General features: G+C 58.8%; 15 protein-coding genes. 8 read left to right on the top strand and 7 right to left on the bottom strand.

The features are described from left to right. The first annotated feature begins 170 nt into the window (after window positions 1-170). Together JO972_RS10375 and JO972_RS10370 are read left to right on the top strand one after the other, a co-directional pair. Window positions 171-1,328 carry a TMEM43 family protein gene (locus tag JO972_RS10375; protein WP_309489976.1) on the top strand — a complete coding sequence of 386 codons (1,158 nt, stop codon included), beginning with the start codon at window positions 171-173 and terminating at the stop codon, window positions 1,326-1,328. Next, entirely contained in the window at window positions 1,325-1,900 is a 576-nt protein-coding gene (locus JO972_RS10370; RefSeq protein WP_309489975.1) for a CAP domain-containing protein, read from the top strand. The genes JO972_RS10375 and JO972_RS10370 overlap by 4 nt, the downstream gene beginning before the upstream one ends. A gap of 174 nt (window positions 1,901-2,074) precedes the next feature. Here JO972_RS10370 and JO972_RS10365 read toward each other — a convergent pair whose 3' ends face one another. After that, on the bottom strand, window positions 2,075-2,677 hold the full coding sequence (locus JO972_RS10365; protein ID WP_309489974.1) for a methyltransferase domain-containing protein: 603 nt from the start codon (window positions 2,675-2,677) through the stop codon (window positions 2,075-2,077). 45 nt (window positions 2,678-2,722) lie between these two features. Continuing rightward, window positions 2,723-3,424: a TlpA family protein disulfide reductase gene (locus JO972_RS10360; RefSeq protein ID WP_309489973.1), complete on the bottom strand. Its 702-nt coding sequence runs from the start codon at window positions 3,422-3,424 to the stop codon at window positions 2,723-2,725. 354 nt (window positions 3,425-3,778) lie between these two features. Between JO972_RS10360 and JO972_RS10355 the strand changes: the two genes are divergently transcribed. Next, window positions 3,779-6,004 (top strand): glycoside hydrolase family 88 protein, encoded by a 2,226-nt coding sequence (locus tag JO972_RS10355; RefSeq protein ID WP_309489972.1) that lies wholly within the window; start codon window positions 3,779-3,781, stop codon window positions 6,002-6,004. A 7-nt stretch (window positions 6,005-6,011) separates the two neighbouring features. Here the strand turns inward: JO972_RS10355 and JO972_RS10350 are convergent, their stop codons facing one another. Further along, entirely contained in the window at window positions 6,012-6,365 is a 354-nt protein-coding gene (locus JO972_RS10350; RefSeq protein ID WP_309489971.1) for a cupin domain-containing protein, read from the bottom strand. 191 nt (window positions 6,366-6,556) lie between these two features. On the opposite strand from JO972_RS10350, the gene JO972_RS10345 reads away from it, so the two are divergent. The 4 genes from JO972_RS10345 (at window position 6,557) to JO972_RS10330 (ending at window position 11,566) form a co-directional block, all read left to right on the top strand. Beyond that, entirely contained in the window at window positions 6,557-7,267 is a 711-nt protein-coding gene (locus JO972_RS10345) for a PEP-CTERM sorting domain-containing protein (RefSeq protein ID WP_309489970.1), read from the top strand. Between the two features lie 232 nt (window positions 7,268-7,499). Beyond that, window positions 7,500-10,817, top strand: a complete 3,318-nt coding sequence (locus JO972_RS10340; protein ID WP_309489969.1) for a sulfatase-like hydrolase/transferase — start codon at window positions 7,500-7,502, stop codon at window positions 10,815-10,817. A gap of 42 nt (window positions 10,818-10,859) precedes the next feature. After that, window positions 10,860-11,030 (top strand): zinc ribbon domain-containing protein, encoded by a 171-nt coding sequence (locus JO972_RS10335; RefSeq protein ID WP_309489968.1) that lies wholly within the window; start codon window positions 10,860-10,862, stop codon window positions 11,028-11,030. Further along, a complete protein-coding gene (locus JO972_RS10330) occupies window positions 11,030-11,566 on the top strand; it encodes a hypothetical protein (RefSeq protein WP_309489967.1) in 537 nt (178 codons plus the stop codon). The genes JO972_RS10335 and JO972_RS10330 overlap by 1 nt, the downstream gene beginning before the upstream one ends. Window positions 11,567-11,651: 85 nt before the next feature. On the opposite strand, the gene JO972_RS10325 is transcribed toward JO972_RS10330, so the two are convergent. The 3 genes from JO972_RS10325 to JO972_RS10315 form a co-directional block, all read right to left on the bottom strand. Continuing rightward, window positions 11,652-12,893 (bottom strand): MFS transporter, encoded by a 1,242-nt coding sequence (locus JO972_RS10325; RefSeq protein WP_309489966.1) that lies wholly within the window; start codon window positions 12,891-12,893, stop codon window positions 11,652-11,654. Window positions 12,894-12,963: 70 nt separating this feature from the next. Then, window positions 12,964-14,184: a glycoside hydrolase family 88/105 protein gene (locus tag JO972_RS10320; RefSeq protein ID WP_309489965.1), complete on the bottom strand. Its 1,221-nt coding sequence runs from the start codon at window positions 14,182-14,184 to the stop codon at window positions 12,964-12,966. Window positions 14,185-14,259: 75 nt separating this feature from the next. Next, window positions 14,260-14,586 carry a hypothetical protein gene (locus tag JO972_RS10315; RefSeq protein WP_309489964.1) on the bottom strand — a complete coding sequence of 109 codons (327 nt, stop codon included), beginning with the start codon at window positions 14,584-14,586 and terminating at the stop codon, window positions 14,260-14,262. Here JO972_RS10315 and JO972_RS10310 point away from each other — a divergent pair. Beyond that, window positions 14,585-15,394, top strand: coding sequence for a putative 4-mercaptohistidine N1-methyltransferase (locus tag JO972_RS10310; RefSeq protein ID WP_309489963.1), 810 nt, complete (start codon window positions 14,585-14,587; stop codon window positions 15,392-15,394). The genes JO972_RS10315 and JO972_RS10310 overlap by 2 nt on opposite strands. On the opposite strand, the gene JO972_RS10305 is transcribed toward JO972_RS10310, so the two are convergent. Then, a complete protein-coding gene (locus tag JO972_RS10305; RefSeq protein WP_309489962.1) occupies window positions 15,395-16,852 on the bottom strand; it encodes a sulfatase family protein in 1,458 nt (485 codons plus the stop codon). Window positions 16,853-16,863: the final 11 nt, after the last annotated feature.

Raw genomic sequence — 16,863 nt, 5'->3', positions numbered from 1 at the left:
TTAGGCTGCAAGCATGCCATCTCAGACAGAAGATGGTTTTCCACTCTCAGTCCGCACAGTGCAGGACTCCATCCATTTTCATCATGATCTTGATGAAAATTGTTAGGTGACTCTTCAGTTCTACTTTTCTCATTGTTATTTACATCTTTTATTCGTTAGATGCAGACGTTATGTCTGAAGATAGCTTTACTGAAACAACAAGCACAGGTTGGTTTAGCCGAATTGGCGGCGCCATTAAGGGGATTTTTGTAGGAATGATCATGGTCGTGATCGCCTTTCCAGTGCTGTTCTGGAACGAAGGTCGAGCGGTCAAGACACGCAAGGATCTGAACGAAGGGGCGAAGGATTTCGTCCAGGTCTCGGCCGATACAGTTGATCCGGCGAACGACGGCAAACTCGTGCACCTCTCAGGCGCAGCCGAGACTCCAGTAGAGCTGGCCGACGAAGCACTCGGCATCCGAACCAAAGCGCTGGTGCTCAAGCGCAAGGTCGAGATGTATCAGTGGAAACAAAGCACCGATACCAAAACCAAGAAAAAGCTCGGCGGTAGCGAGGAAAAAACCATCACATACAACTACACCAAAACCTGGTCGGAGGGACGCATTGATTCGTCCAACTTTAAAAAACCAGCTGGGCATGAGAATCCGTCACTACCTGTGACATCAAGCTCTTGGACCGCCTCGCCAGTCACCGTCGGCGCATTCACTCTCTCCAAAGATCTCGTCAGCAAGTTGAACGACTACCAACCGCTGACTGTGGCAGAAACGACCGAGCTCCCGGAAAAAATTGCCGAGCGCGAAGTGAAACTCTCCGGAGGCCAAATCTATCTCGCCAAGGACACTGCCAATCCAGTGGTAGGCGATGTGCGCATCTCCTACCAGCAGGTTGAACCCAGCGTAGTCAGCCTGATTTCCAAGCAAAAAGGCAGCAGCTTCGAGCCCTTCACCGGCTCCAAGGGCACCACCATCAACATGATCCAAACCGGCGAACACAGCGCCGAGGCGATGTTTGAACGCGCTCAGGAAAGCAATAAGATGATGAGCTGGATCCTACGTCTGGTCGGTTTTGTGCTGATGTTCATGGGCTTCAGCCTGATCTTCAAGCCACTCTCAGTGGTCGCCGATGTCCTGCCAATCGCCGGCACCATCGTGGGAGTAGGCACCGGCATCGTCGCCTTCCTCTTGGCCGCGCCATTGAGCCTGGCCACCATCTCGATTGCATGGATTTTCTATCGTCCACTGATCGGTATTCCCCTGCTGCTCGCCGCAGCGGTCGGGATTTTCTTCCTCGTCAAGAAAGTCATCGCGTATAAGAAGGCGCAAGCATGACGCGCCGACTGACTTTTGCCTCCATTTCCTGCGCTCTTTTGGCCGCATGCGGTGGTGGCAAAAGCAGCAAAACGAGCGAATCCAGCACCCTCTACACCATCCGGGTGCCGGCATCGCAAATGACCGCTCCAAAAAGTCAGCAGGAAGCTCTCGCCGCCCTCTTACGCCTGACCAATGCATCGCGGCGGGAAAAAGGCCGACCTGAATTAGTCATCGATCCCCGCTTGGCAAGGGCCGCGCAAAAGCACGCCGAGGCGATGAACCGCGCGCAGCAGCTCACCCACCAAACCCAGGGTGAGGCCGGCTTCCAGCAGCGATTGATGAACGAGGGCTACCCTCAGGTGTGGTGCGCGGAGAACATTGCGCAAGCCCCCAATGCCCCCTTGGTGCACCGTCTCTGGATGGAAAGCCCTGGCCACCGGAAGAATATGATGGGGAAAAAATACACCCGCGTCGGCTTCGGGCGCTCCGGCCAGTTCTGGGCCGGCAACTATGCGCAGGCCGCTGGTCCGGTCGCCACCGAGAGCAGCCCCCTACCGCCCCCCGCCACCTCCTACACCGCTGGGTTCTAGCCGTAGCGAAGAGTTGCCACGTTGTGTCGGTGTCAGGTCCATCGAAGCGCTAGACCACGAAGGATGCAAATCCTTCGCTACCTCACACCAGCTGACGGCAGCCCGCAGGCCGCAGCCTTCACCTCCAAACCTCACACGCAGCTCCACAGCGATCATCACCCCGGAGCATCTCCATCAGGATTTCTTCCGCCAAACCATCAGCCATTCGCAGCCTTCACGGGTGGGGAAGGTGGCATCTGGTGATTTCTCCCAGAGCAACTCAAACCGATCGCTAAAGCGCTGGTGCACCTCCTCGACGCTGGTTTCAAAAGGAGGCCCCTCACCTTCAGGCATCTCGGTGTTGATGAAAAAGATCCCGGCGAAGATGCCATCGTTTTCTAACAAGTTAGCCACCGCCCGCACGTAATCAGGTCGCTGCTCAGGCAGGATCGCGCAGTAGCAGGTGTGCTCCCAGATCGCGCCGTAGCGCTTTTCCTCCGAGAGTGTGGGATCGAACAAATCCTCCTGGACAAAGTCCAGCCCGTCGACGCCCTGATGCGCCAGTCGAGCCCCCTTCACCGCGGATTCCGCGATGTCCATGCCCGTCGTCGGGTAGCCGGCTTGAGCGATTGCTGCGGCATCGTGGCCGTAACCACAGCCCGGCACCAGCACCTCGGCCTCGGCGGGGATGACTTGTTTGGCCAGCACCTCTAGCAGCGCCGGCGTGTAGGTGCCCTTATCCCAGGGGGTGTCCCCGGATTGATAACGTTCATTCCATGTGTCAGATCCTATCGTCATGGAAGATAGATGCTCCACCATGGCGGTGGGCGCAACCCTGAATGCCTACTTCGCAGCAGCCTCGCGGATCATCTCCTGATCAGCCTCGGAGAGCTTGGTGATATCGTAGTCGAAAGGCGTGCCACCGACCTTACGGAAGGTGCCGGTGTTACCCTCCAGGCTCACGAGCATGGCGGACATGGTGCGACCGTTGGCATTGGTCCAGGTCCGGTTCTTCACCAGCGGACCGGATGCGGAAGTGTCTTCGGACTCGGCCACGTCTCCGCTGGCTCGTTTGAGTTCTTTTTTGATCACTCGGTCGGCCTCATCGCCGGGACGACCAGAAAAGACCAGGTTGCCATCGACGTCGAACACCGCCATGTGCGGGAGTCCACTGGAAAGCTTCGGACCACGGACGAACTTGGTCACGCTGCACTCGAGACGGTTTTTCTTCACCACCTTATCGATCGCCTCAGTGGTTGATCCCTGCGACTCAGCAGCCACAAGCATCAGCCCCTTCGCGCTGTAGCGTTTGTGCAACTTGGAGATGTGCGGCATCAGGGCCAGGCAGGGCGGGCAGCGTGTGCCCCAGTAATCGATCACCACCACCTTGCCTGTCGCTTTTGAAAAATCCACCTCAGGGCCGGAAACCAGATCGCCGGGTGTGAACTCGGAAAGCGTGTGCTTGGGCGTCGCAACAGCGGAGGTGACACAGGCCAGAGCTAGCGCGGCACCGGCAAGAAATTTGTGAGCGAATTTGGGAGTCATGGGATTGGTAGATAATGGGTTAGGAGGAATGCTTATCATCAGTTAGAGCCTACTTCGGCCCGGAGCGCAATGGAAATCGCACCATCCACCATAAGTGACCCCTGCCAACAAAGAACGGTAGGGCATGAACACACACACACACCCTACCGTTGATTGCATAGCCGTTGACGGGCTGACATCGGTAAAAACGCTCTCGTCATCGGCTTTTGTTCAAGCTTTGACGATTTTGTGAATTTTTTTCATCCATCTCATGTATCATGGCTCCCTGTGATTTCCACCCTATGTCCGCTTTACCGCTTGAATCGTGGTTAGATCATGGGAGGCTTGGCAGCATCATCCATCACGATGCGCCCTATGAAGCCAATCTCTCACATCCTACTCACCCTCAGTGTTTCCACCGCAGCCCTTGTGCCTGCTGTTGCCCAGGAAAAGCCAGCGGTCAGCGCAGCCAGCACCGCTCCGGTGTCGCCAGCCTTCTCCTCCGCCGTCAAGGCCGACGCCATTCTCAAGGTGGCCAATGCCGTGGCCGATTGGCAACTGGCCAACCCCTATGAACGCGCCGATTGGGACTGGACCGAAGGCGCGCTGTGGACCGGCATGATGGCGCATGTGCAGACCACCGGGGAGGAAAAATACCACCGAGCCCTGCTCAAAGTCTCCGAGGATCTCGATTACCAACTGGGGCCACGCATCGATTTCGCCGACGACCACTGCGTCGGTCAGCTGCACCTCTGGCACTACCTCCGCGACGAGCTGCCCAAGCAGATTGAGCCCACCCAGAAGCTGATGGACCTCTGGGTCGATCGCCCGCACGATGAAGAATTACAATGGGAAAACCACGTGCACATGCGCGAGTGGGCATGGTGCGATTCTCTCTACATGGCGCCCCCCACGCTCGCCATGATTTACGCCGCCACAGGCGAAGCGAAGTATCTCGAGAACGTCGACGAGCTGTGGTGGAAAAGCTCCGATTTCCTCTACGACAAAGAAAGCCATCTCTTCTGGCGCGACTCGAAATACTTCACCCGCGAGGAAGCCAATGGCGAGAAGGTTTTCTGGTCGCGTGGTAATGGCTGGGTCTTCGCCGGCCTCTGCCACGTGCTGCAGCACATGCCTGCCGATCACCCGACCCGCCCCAAATACCTGCAGCAATTCAAAGAAATGGCGGCCAAGCTCAAGAGTCTGCAGTTAGAAGACGGCTCGTGGCACGCAGCATTGCTGGATCCCGAAAGCTTCCCTGTGCCTGAGTCCTCCGGAACTGCCTTTTTCACCTACGGATTCCTCTGGGGGATCAATAATGGTGTGCTGGCCGAGGCCGATTTCAAACCGGCCGCCATCCGCGGCTGGCAGCGCCTGGTCAATAATGTGCACGCCAATGGCAAGCTCGGCTACGTGCAACCCATCGGGGAGAACCCGAAAAAGGTCACCTATGATCAGACCGCCGTTTACGGAGTGGGTGGCTTCCTGCTCGCCGCGCACGAGCTGCACAAGCACCTGATTCTTTCCTCCGCCAAACTCGCCACGTTCACCGCGAGCAACCCCGGCCGCCAGAACCGACTTAATGAGGTGGTGTCGATGGATTGGAAAAAGGCCACCGCTCTGGTGTCCGGCATCACTCCCGAGAATGCCGCCGTGCGCGACACCGTGACCGGCTATTTCCTGCCCGTGCAGGTGCTCGATGACAATGCTGATGGCAGCCCGGACCGCTTGCTCTTCCAATCCGACTTCACCCCGTCCGAGAAGCGCACTTTCCAGCTCCTCGCCTGTGCTGGGGTCATGCCTCAGGCGGAAAAATCCCAGCTGATGGCGCGCTATGTGCCTGAGCGAAAAGATGACTTTGTCTGGGAGAACGATCGCATCGCATTCCGCGCCTACGGCCCCAAACTGGCCGTGGAAAAAGCCCGGGGCGGCATCGATGTTTGGACGAAGTCGGTGCGTTATTCCATCGCCAACGCCTGGTATAAGCTCGATAATTACCACAAGGACAATGGCACCGGCCTCGATGGCTACAAGGTGGGCGATACCCTCGGCTGCGGTGGCGTCGGCTACCTCGATGCCGATGACAAGCTCTACACCAGCCCAGTCTACAGCAGTCACAAGGTGGTGGAACAAGGTCCACTCCGATTGAAGTTCGTGCTCAGCTACGCACCAGTGGAAATTGGCCAAGCGAAAATCACCGAGACCCGCACCTTCACCATGCTCGCCGGCGAGCACCACTTCACGGTGAGCTCGGCGTTCAAGGTTGAAGGTGATGCCACAGGCATCCGCCCGGTGGCCGGCATCACCACCCGCGACCCCAAGGCGAAGGCTTCCTTTTCGAACAAAGACATCGTTTCCTACCGCGATCCGGTGATGTCGAAGGACGAGGGCTTCATCAACACCTTCCTGATCAGCGATGGCAAAACCGTGCGTGAGAAAAAGCACTTCCTCAAGGAGATGGCCGAGGACTTGTCGCAGCCGGTCAGCTTCGGCGCCGGGGCCATCTGGCGCAAGATCGAGGCGAACCAACGCACCGACCTCTCACTCATGCTCTACCGCACCAGCCACGCTCAAAACCGTCCCATCAAGGTGGACGAGTAAGCGGCAATCACTTGAAATAAGTGTCCTCGTGCGCATACACGGGGGCGCAGCAGCAGAGGAAACGGATGTCACTGGTGGCGGTGATCTGGTGCCAGGCATTCGGTGGAATGAGGATGGCGTCGTTCGGCCCCACCGTTTTGACCTCGCCGTCGATCTCCATTGAGGCCTCGCCATCGAGCATGAAGTAAATTTCCTCGCTGAGCTTGTGGTAGTGCCGATCGGTCTGACCGCCAGCCGGCAGGCTCGCCTCGGCCAGGCTCTGGTTTTGCACCGGAGCATTGGTGGCATCAAGGATACTGCGGATGGTCGAGCCATCGGCAGTGGTGAAAGGGTTCTGATCGGCAAGCTGGTTGATGGTCATGAATCTCGTTAACAGATTGGTGTGCGCTCAGCAATGGCGTCCTGTATTTGGAAGCGAAGCCAGTATTTAGATATTAATAAACATCTCCAAGGTTTCAAGAGATCTCGATATTCACCCTTGATCCAATACAACCTCTCAGATAGATAGCTCACGCTTGCGAAAGCAATTCACTAGAACTCGTCAATTACACAATGTCCAAACCACTCTCTTTCATTGCTCTGCTCGCCCTAGCTCCACTCGCGCAAACAAATGCTGCCACTTTGGTGGGCGCACTTAACCTGACTGGCAAAGACGTGGACGGTTTGGGCAGCGGAGAGTCGAGCGGCGACTTCGCCTCACCCAAGACATTTAATGAAGTGTCTGACCTCAGTCTAAACGATGTCGCATGGTCGGATGGTGGGTATAATGGAGTGGTCGATATCAGCCTAGTCGCTACAGTCTCAGGAGCACCAACCGACCTAATTGGGCGAGGAAGCAAGGGAGCCTTTGGAATCAATGTCGATGGTAATGAAGGCACAGGAGGCCCAGCTACGATCTCTGCTGGTGATGGCACACTCACTCTATCAAACCTCCAGTTCACTTATGTCTCGGGGGACGCCCTCTCGAACATTTACTCTATCGAGTTCGCAGCCGTTTACATCAATAGCTGGAGGACGTCCGACAATGACGCCGGCACGCTCAATGGGGTTGCTATCACAACAGGATCGGCGGGTGGTAATCTTACCGCTGACGGCCGCAATGACCTCGTCACCGCTGCTAGTTCCGTGATCATCGACGCCACTGCCGGAGATGGTTGGGCCATTGGGGGGGTGGATATTCTTGTAACAGCAGTCCCTGAACCATCGTCAGCCGCTCTGCTCGGTCTAGGTGGCCTGGCATTGATCCTCCGTCGCCGGAAGTAGATTGAGCTAAGAATTTCTATCCCAATTCACCGGCTCTTTCCGTCCCAGGAGAGAGCCTATTTTTTGTCAGAAAACATCGCCGCCCCACCCGTTCATCAGCCGAATGGCAGAGCATGAATGACTCGCTCGCAGAATTCATCTCGTGCATGCATGGGTTAAATACCCTATACTGTGGAAACGCTCGCTGTCTTAGGTTTGCACACTTTCCCCCCATCCACCCAGCCTCCTCCCAATGATGACTCTCACGCAGCTTCTCCCACTACGCCCCCTGGCCCATCTGACCTGTCTCATCGGCTGTCTATCCAGCCTGAACGCGGCCGCCATCACCTGGAGTGCGGCCCAAAATACCACCGGTAAAGCCAACCTGATCGAGGGCAACGTCGTCCATGCCTGGAGTGGTGGATCGGCGACCAGTATCACCGGCGGAGGGAGCAGCGGCACGGCGAATTACACGTTCAGTGGTGTGACCTACTCCGATTTCACCTTCGCTCCGGCAGCCACCGGCGCCACCTTCACCGGAGCCTCCAGCGGCGCAGCCAGCACCGGTGACATCAACATGGACAACTTGCTGGACTCCTTGACTTACACCAACAATGGCGTCAGCAGCGGCACTCAAACGATCGGCGGCCTGACCGACGGAGAAAACTACCAGATCCAAGTTTTCTTCAACGACCAGCGCAACACCCGCTCCATGATCTTCGGTGATGGCACCAACAGCGTGACCGTTTCCGGTCAGGGCAGCGGCTGGGGGCAGTATGCGATTGGTTCGTTCACCGCCGATGGCACCACTCAGGCACTCACCCATGCCGCCAGCGGCTTCAGCAACATCCACGTCAATGCCATCCTGGTGGTGGAAAGCGGCCCTCCTCCGGCGCCGGACACCCCCACCAATCTGATCGCCAGCCCAGGAAACAATAGCAACTCGCTCAGCTGGGACGCCAACACCCAGCTCGGCTTTCTCAACTTCCGCATCAAACGCTCGACCAGCTCCGGCGGCCCTTACACCCAGATCGCCACCGCCACGACCAACAGCTACTACGATGGCACCGCCGTCAACGACACCACCTATTACTACGTGGTCTCGAAGGTGAATTCAGCCAGTGTGGAATCCGCCGACAGCAATGAAGCCAGCGCCACCCCCTTGTCGTCGATCACCCCGCCGCCCAACTTCCTGTTCATCATCGCCGATGACCTCGATACCTACGTCATCAACGCCTACCGCAATCTCGAACCCGTGGAGATGAAGGCGGATGGCAATCCCTATGTCACCGACACACCGAACATTGACCGGCTCGCCACCGAGGGCATGTTGTTCCACCAGGCACGCATCATGGGCTCCTGGACCGCCGCCGTCTGCACCGGCTCGCGCACCTGCATCATGACCGGGCGAAACACCTGGAGCTCCGAGACCGATCGCGCCGGCGCGGGAAGCGCCGCTGACACGCTCCCGGGTGTGTTCAACCGAGGCGTGCGCAGCGGCAACACCGATCTCCCCTACGCCACCTACCGCACCTGTAAAAACGGCAACAGCTACCCCACCGCCAATGCCGAATTCACCATCGTCAACGATGCCACCAAACGCGGCAACACCGATGGCTCCGGCAGCGAGTGGCACGGCGATCGAGGCCTGGAACACATCTCCCATTGGCAGAACAATCACCGGGCGAACGGCAAACCCTTCCTGATGTATCTCGGGTTTTCCCACCCCCACGACGAACGCAACGCGCGTGAAACCCCGGATCTCGTCGGGCGCTACGGCTGTTTCAATGTCGATGATCCCGCCAACATCCTTTCCATCAATCCCGACTCGCCACCCCTGCCGATCAACCACCTGACCTGCGATCCCAGCACCTTTCCGGCTCATCCCTTCGACAACGGCCACCTCGGTGTGCGCGACGAGGTCTCGGTCAACGGCGTCTTAACCTACCGCACGGAAAAAGTCATCCGCAACGAGATCGGCCGACAGATCGCCTGCACCGATTGGATCGACCAGCAACTGGGCCGGATTTACGCCCGACTGGAAGACCCTAACAACGATGGCGACACCTCGGATAGCGTGATGGACAATACCTACATCATCTTCACCTCGGACCACGGCATGTCGATTGGTCGTCACGGCCTCCAGGGGAAACAAAACCTCTACGAGCACACCTGGCGCGTGCCCTACATCGTCCGCGGCCCGGGCATCGCCGCCGGCTCGACCACAGACGCTCTGGTTTACCTCCACGACACCTTCCCCACCCTCTGCGACATCGCCGGACTGGATCTTCCGAGCACCATCGACAGCAACGACGGCCAGAGTTTCAAAGCCGTTCTCGAAGGCACCGCCACCAGCCACCACACTTACCACTACGGCCTCTACTCCGGCGGCGACAAGCCGGGCATGCGCTCCATCACCGACGGCCGATTCAAGCTGATCAAGTACGATGTCGGCAGCAATGGCACCCAGGTCACCCAGCTCTTTGACCTCCAGGAAAACCCCTTCGAGCTCCTGCCCGAACACGGCACGCCAAACTTGGCCAGTCAGACTGCCTACGCCTCGATTAGACAGCGCCTCGAGGAAGAACTCACGCGCCAGCGGTTAGAAAATGTCGACCCCTACGCGATGTTGGGCGATCGGACACTGCTGCGATTTGAAAACAATCTCACCGACAGCCTGCCTTACGGCAATAACGGCAGCGGCAGCTCGCTCCCCGCATTTTCCGCCACCGTGCCGAACGCCACCGACTATGTGTTAGGCGCCAGCAACACCGCCTCGCTGGACTTCGAGCAAGACGATCAAAACTACGTGCAAGTGGCCGACAACCGCGCGCTCGATTTTGGAGCCAACCCGTTCACCATCGAAGCCTGGGTGAAATTCGAATCCATGCCCACCGGCAACGATGCCGCCAGCGCCATGCCCGTGGTGATGAAGAAGCCGACGAACAGCAACGATACCAACCTCGATTACATGTTCCTCGCCGCCGCCGGCAACTACGGCTCCAGCACCAGCTATAACTGCCTCGCCCTGCACCTCGGCTCGCAGCTCATCATCTCGACGCTCGCCATCCCAGACACGGAATGGCACCACATCAGCGTCGCCGTCGATCCCGCCACGAACACCGTGCGCTTCACCCTCGATAGCCAGACCGACACCCAGACGATCAGCTCCACCGGCAGCTCCAACGACGGACCTCTGATCATCGGTGCCCACTTCACCTCCTCGGGGGTAATCGACTCCGCCTTCGACGGCCTGATCGATGAGCTCAGTATCACCGATGGGTTTTTGGCCAGCAGCGAGCTGCAACCGCTCACCGCCGTCACCACCCCCGCCGAGTTCAAGATCAGACAAACCTCCCTCAGCAACGACGGAACAAGCATCAACCTCACCTTCGACTCCACAGACACCCGCCTGTTCACCGTGCAGCGGTCCTACACCCTGGAAGCTAACAGCTGGGAAGACGTCCGCAGTTTCATCCCCGGCACCAGCAGCGCCAGCGAAACCACGGTCGAGGAAATCCCGGTCGACCCCAACCAGCCCAAGGCTTTCTATCGGGTGATCATGGAGTAGTCACGAGTTGACGATGGCCCGAATGCACCGCAGGTTGCCAACGTGGAAACCGTCGCCGTCACCTGCCCGTCATGCTTTGAGTCGTTTGAGGTCGCTCTGCCTCCCGCCAGCGAATGCCCCTGCGAGGTGGACTACGATTGCGAAGTCTGCTGCCGCCCGATGGTGATCAGCTTCGCAGATGGGCACGCCGATGCCCGCAGCCTCGATGACTAATGGCCGATCGCAAGCATCTCCCCGACCGCGAAAGCTGCCCGTTTCTGCCCGAGGCGACTCGAGTGTTAGGCCCTGGCGACTCGAAAAGCCGTCGCGGCGAAGCGGACTACTTCATCACCTGCCTGAGCTGTGCCCAGTCGCTCTGGCTGCAGGGAAAACCCGCTCAAGCGCTGCTCCAGCTGAACCACGCGCTGTCGCTACCAGCGGACAGCCCCACCCCATGGCCACTTCCCTACCAGGCGAAAATCTGGCTCTTCACCCGCCGCCACGAAGAGGGCTTTCTGGGTAACCCGGTGCGCCACTACCAGCACCTCGCCAGTCGCATGAGCGGCCCGAACAGCGAGCTCCGCAGCTGGCGCGCCTGGGCCTGTTTCCACCTTGCCGAAAGCGTCCTCCCCGCAAAAGCCTACCCCCGGGACGAAGTGCAAATTGAAAAAGAGTCCCTCCACATCCCCAGCTGGCCCAAGGTCCTCCAAAACCTAAGCCCGATCACCTCCCAAGAAGAACTCACCCAACTCCGCGCTCTCCACCCGTAGCGAAGAATTTGCACTCTTCGTCAGCGCAAGGTTCATCGAAGCGTTAGAGCACGAAGGATGCAAATCCTTCGCTACGATCTACGAGCTACTTGCTAGCTTGGCGGGCTTCTTCGCGGAGTTCGGGCCAGATCATGATGGAGGAGATCACGATCAAGGAAGCTCCTGAGATCGCGACCACGCTGGGGCCGAGCGTTCCGGCCACGGAGAAGGCGATGATCGGGGCGATGGTGCCGCGGAGGCCGGTGAAGCAGGTGTGCACACTCATGTATTCCCCGACGTTGTCTTCGGTGGAAAAACGGGTCACCCAGAGACTCCAGAGGATGCTGCCACCGCCGCGCGCAATGCCGTGAATGGCCATGCCGATGCAGAGTGTCAGGTATGAGCCCCCGAGGTAGTAAACCAGGGTGCCGCTGAGGAAAAACACGTTCACCATGATGCGCACACGGTAGAAGGGAAGTCGATCAAACACCATGCCCCAGGGCACCACGCAGAGGATGAAGGCCAGCATGGGAATGGTGCTGGTGATCATTCCCACCCGATTCGCCTCGAGGGCAAAGCCGTAATCCGGATTAGTGATGAACTCGACGAAAAGAGCGAAGGATAACAAATTCCCCAGGCCGAGCACCATCCACGACATCAGCAGCTTGCGGAAGACGCGATCGTTTTTGACGTGGCTGAAGGCATCGAACAAGCGCAGCCGGCGTGTCCGGCGTAGCTTCACCCGCGCCATGGCGAGCACACAGCCGGCCATCAGCAGACAGCAGCCGCTGTAGAACCAGAACAATCCGTGGAAATCTTTCCCCTGCGCCGTGAGCCAGACACCCAGCCCCAGACCTGCCGCCGCCGCGATCACCGCGCGCAACATGCCGGCGATGGAAAATAGCCGACCGCGCAGTCGGTTCGGATAATGCTTGCGGTAAATCTGCGCCATCAGCGGTGTGCCGAGGGTCAGCATCAGGGCGGAGACGCAGACGCCGGCGACGTAGAGCGTGGCCGAGCTCCCGGCCATCGCCGCCATGGCAAAGCCCAGCGCCGCCGCCGCCCAGACGAACAGCGACATCGCATTCACCGAGCAGCCGAGCCGCCTAACAATTTGCACGATGAACAGGCTCAGCAGCAGCCCGATGCTGCCAGCTCCGGCAATCGCCATCTTCATGCCCATCGGCACATCAAACACCGCAATGGCCACATACATGGCGAAGGTGGTGCCCGACGTTTCGATAAACCCCTGAGGCACAGAGCGCACCATTTCCCATAGAAAGGTGCGTCGCTGCTGCCCGATGTCCGCACTGTCATCCATACTCGCGGCAGAGACAATGCCAGCCAAGGCCGGAGCGCAAGGCTATTGCTTGCTGCCGCCCGGATAGCTCGTGCAGCAGCTGGTTCAAACTTGAACCTTATTTGCCACCGGATAGCCGATACACCTCAGCGCCTGCTGCGAGAAATGCACCCACTCCGTAGACTTCCGATTTGTCAGGAAATGAATCACCCGGCGCGGCTCCCACGGGCTGCACGTAGCCTAACAGGCCATCAGGCTGCACGCACTGAGTCAGCGCATTCCAGCCCTTGGTGATCACAGGGAGGTATTCTTCTTTGTCGAGAATCCCCTGATTCACTCCCCAGGCGAGACCGAAGGTGAAAAAGGAGGTGCCGCTGGTTTCTTTGATCGGGTAGCCCTCGACACCGCCTAACAGACCCATCGACCAAGTCCCGTCCTCACGCTGGAGAGTTTTGATTTTCGCCGCCATCTCTTTGTAGGTCTGGATGTAGAACGCGCGGTGCTCCCAGTCCTTCGGCAGATCGGGGATCATCAAGGCGAGGCCGCCGAATACCCAGCCGTTGCCACGCGCCCAGAAGATTTTCTCGCCATTCGCCTCACGCTGCTCGAAGTAGCTGCTATCGCGCCAGAACAGGTGCTCGTCCTTGTCCCAGAGCAGGTCATAGGTCGCCATGTATTCCTGGTGCATGAAATCGAGATACTTCGGCTCGCCGGTGACCTTGGCGAGTCGGGCCCAGACCGGAGGTGCCATGAACAGCGCGTCACACCAGCCCCAGCGGTGGTGGGCGTCGCTCGATTTGTCCTTGGTCCACGTCAGCGAGCCGGTCTTGGGGTTGGCCAGAATCCAGTCGAAGTGCTCCTCCGTGGGTTTCAGCATCGCCAGATCTTTGGTTTCTTCGTAGAGGGCGAGGTAGAACTGGCCCACGGTGTGGTCATCGGCATGGTAGGGGCGCTTGTGCAGTTTCCAGTCGTTGCGCTTGCCGATCATTTTCAGCCACTCGATGTATTTCGGATCTTTCACCACCTTCCGCCATTGGTTCATGCCGGCGTAGAGCGCGCCGTTGTGCCAGGCGAGGTCATGCCAGTTCTTGCTGGTCGAGCTCCTGACGTAACCGTTCATCTTGTAGTTCGGGTCTTCCTTTTTCTTCTGAACCGCTTCCTGCATCCGGGTCGAGAGGGCGCGGTATTTCAGGTGCTCAGGGAAGGTCTTGATCTGCCAATCGGCCACACGCTTGGTGATTTCATGCACCGCTTTGGGGTCGATTTCAGACGGTGCAGCAGTCGCCCAAGTGCTGGCAAGCGTGAGCGCGATGAGGGGGCTGTAGAGGTATTTCATCATGATGAGTGATGGAATCTACCGATCGTCTAGCAGACACGCAATCTGGAAATCCGCCATCAGCGTCAGCAGACGGGTTCAGACTTGCTGGAGGATCCCTGCGCCGATGATGAGCGTGGCAATGTGCAGCAGCACCTGCATCAGACCATTCATCACCAGACCGAGGATCGCGCGGCCCACGGCGAGCGGCCCCTTGCCCTCATCGGTGGCGTTGAACCAGGAGCAATAGCAGGCGCCTAACAACATCCACAGAATGTGCACACCGAGGATCCATCGAATATAGGGAGCCAAGGAGTCCGGCAGGCCGAAATAACATGCCGCGAGAAACGCCGGCCCAAACATGGCGATGGAATAGAGCCAGAGCTCCGGACGATTTCGCCCACTGGGCTTGCTCACTGCGGTCATGCCAGCATCGATAGAGGAATTTTCAGCCCATGGCAATCGCTTCGCCCTTGCTTCTTGCCGCCGCATTCATGAGGGTGACGCCATGGCCAACGTCTACGAAAGCGATCAGCTGCTCAGCGAGTATCTCCTGATGCATTACGGCAGCGAGGAGGAAATCATGCCGTGGAAGTTCGGCCCCAAGGAGGCGATCGGATTCCCGGCGCGCACGGTGGCCTATTTCCCGGAGGAAAACTGCGACCGCACCCTCGATCTCGGCTGCGCAGTCGGCCGATCGTCGTTCGAGCTCAGCCGCAGCAGCGCGGAGGTGATTGGCATCGATTTCTCACAGAGCTTCATCGATGCCGCAGAGACCCTACGCAGCAGCGGCCAACACGACTACCAGATTTTGGAGACGGGAAAACAAAGCCGACCCGCCACCGCCACCCTGCCCGACGGGGCGATACCTGAGCGCGTCCGCTTCCTGCAGGGCGATGCGATGAACTTGCCGGACAGCCTAGGCAGCTTCGATCGGGTGCACGCGGCGAACTTGATCTGTCGGCTTCCCGAGCCGCAGAAGCTGCTGCAGCGTCTCGGCTCGTTAGTCCGTCCCGGCGGCACCCTGGTGCTCGCCACCCCCTGCACCTGGCTGGACGAATTCACCCCGCCGGCGAATCAGCCGCAATCGGACACCTTCAGCTGGCTCAAAGACGAGCTGGCCGAGCACTTTGAGCTCTGCAGCCAGCACGACGAACCGTTTTTAATCCGCGAAACCGCCCGCAAGTTCCAGTGGACGGTCTCGCTGGTGAGTGTCTGGAAACGCAAGGCGTAACTACTTCGAGCGACCGGATTCCTGATAGCGCTGCAAGGTTTCCTGCAGCTCCTTCACCAGTTCCGGATGTGAGGCCGCGACGTTGTTGCTCTCCTTGAGGTCGGCTTCCAGATCGTAGAGTTCGGCACTCTCGGCGCCGGGGATGAGTTTCCACTTCCCCTTGCGGATGGCGAAGTTACCGCGGATGTCGTGGTTCACCACCAAGGGTCGGTTCGGTAGAGATTCGGCTTTTCCTGTTAGTAAGGACAGGATGCTGAAGCTGTCTTCGGCAGCATCTTCCGGCAGGGTCACGCCTAGCAGATCAGCAGTGGTGGCCATGAAATCGGTCAGGCCCACAAGCTCCGAACAAGTCGATCCGGCTGCCACTTTCCCCGGCCAGCGCACGATCATCGGCACCCGGTGGCCCCCCTCGAAGATCTGCGCTTTGAAACCTCTGAGCTGGTTCATCAGGTTGACCCCCTGTTCGTGGTGCTGCTTCATTTTTGCCGCCCCGCCGGTGGTGCCATTGTCGGTGGAGAAAATCACCAAGGTGTTGTCGGCGATGCCTGCGTCATCGATCGCTTGCACGATCTGGCCGACCACGGCGTCCGTCTCCATGACAAAGTCGCAGTAGCGGCTGACGCCACTTTTCCCCTGCCACTCCTTGCTTGGCGAGATCGGTGTGTGCGGCGAGGTCAGCGGCACGTAGAGGAAGAACGGCTGCTTTTGTTTGGCAGCGCTGTGGATCCACTCGGTGGATTTTTTCGCCAGCGTGGGCAGGATGTTTTCCAGCTCCCAGCCTTCCAGCATCAGGCCATCGTGGCCAAACATGCTCTTCGGCTTCATCACCGTGGGGGTGCCGACGGTCTTGCCATTTTCCAGAAAGAGATAGGGGGGCATGTTGGGTAAATCGACGCCAAACCAGTAGTCGAAACCGTGGCTGTTCGGGCCGCCGGTGGTCGGCTTGCTGAAGTCGATGCTCGCCTGCACCGCCCTCAGGCGCTTGGCTCCCTTGTCGCGGCGGAACATGGCATCGGAGTCTTTCAGGTCAGCATTGGCCAGCTTACCCTCGCGATCATACCAGTTCAGCCCGAGGTGCCACTTGCCGATCATTCCGGTGTGGTAGCCCTGCTTTTTCAGCATCTCAGCTACCGTCAATCGCTCGTCTTCCACCAGCGGCCGTGCGTAGTCCCAGAGCACCGAGCTCTTCAGCCGCGATCTCCAGCAGTAGCGCCCAGTGAGCAGGGCGTAGCGGGTCGGGGTGCAGACCGATGAGCCGGAATGGGCATCGGTGAAGTTCATCCCCTGACCTGCCAAACGATCGATGTGCGGCGTCTTCAGCGGCCCCATGGCCGGGTTATTGATGGAAATAGAATCGTAGCCCATGTCATCGGCAAGGATGAACACGATATTCGGTTTCTCCTGCGCCATGGCGGCGGAGGCGAGGGTCAGGCTGAGCAGGAGCGGTCTAAGAGTCATGATGGATCAGG

The organism is Oceaniferula flava, from assembly GCF_016811075.1.
Lineage (GTDB): Bacteria > Verrucomicrobiota > Verrucomicrobiia > Verrucomicrobiales > Akkermansiaceae > Oceaniferula > Oceaniferula flava.
Note: the sequence above shows the minus strand (reverse complement) of the source record. Positions and strands in the feature narration are given on the sequence as shown.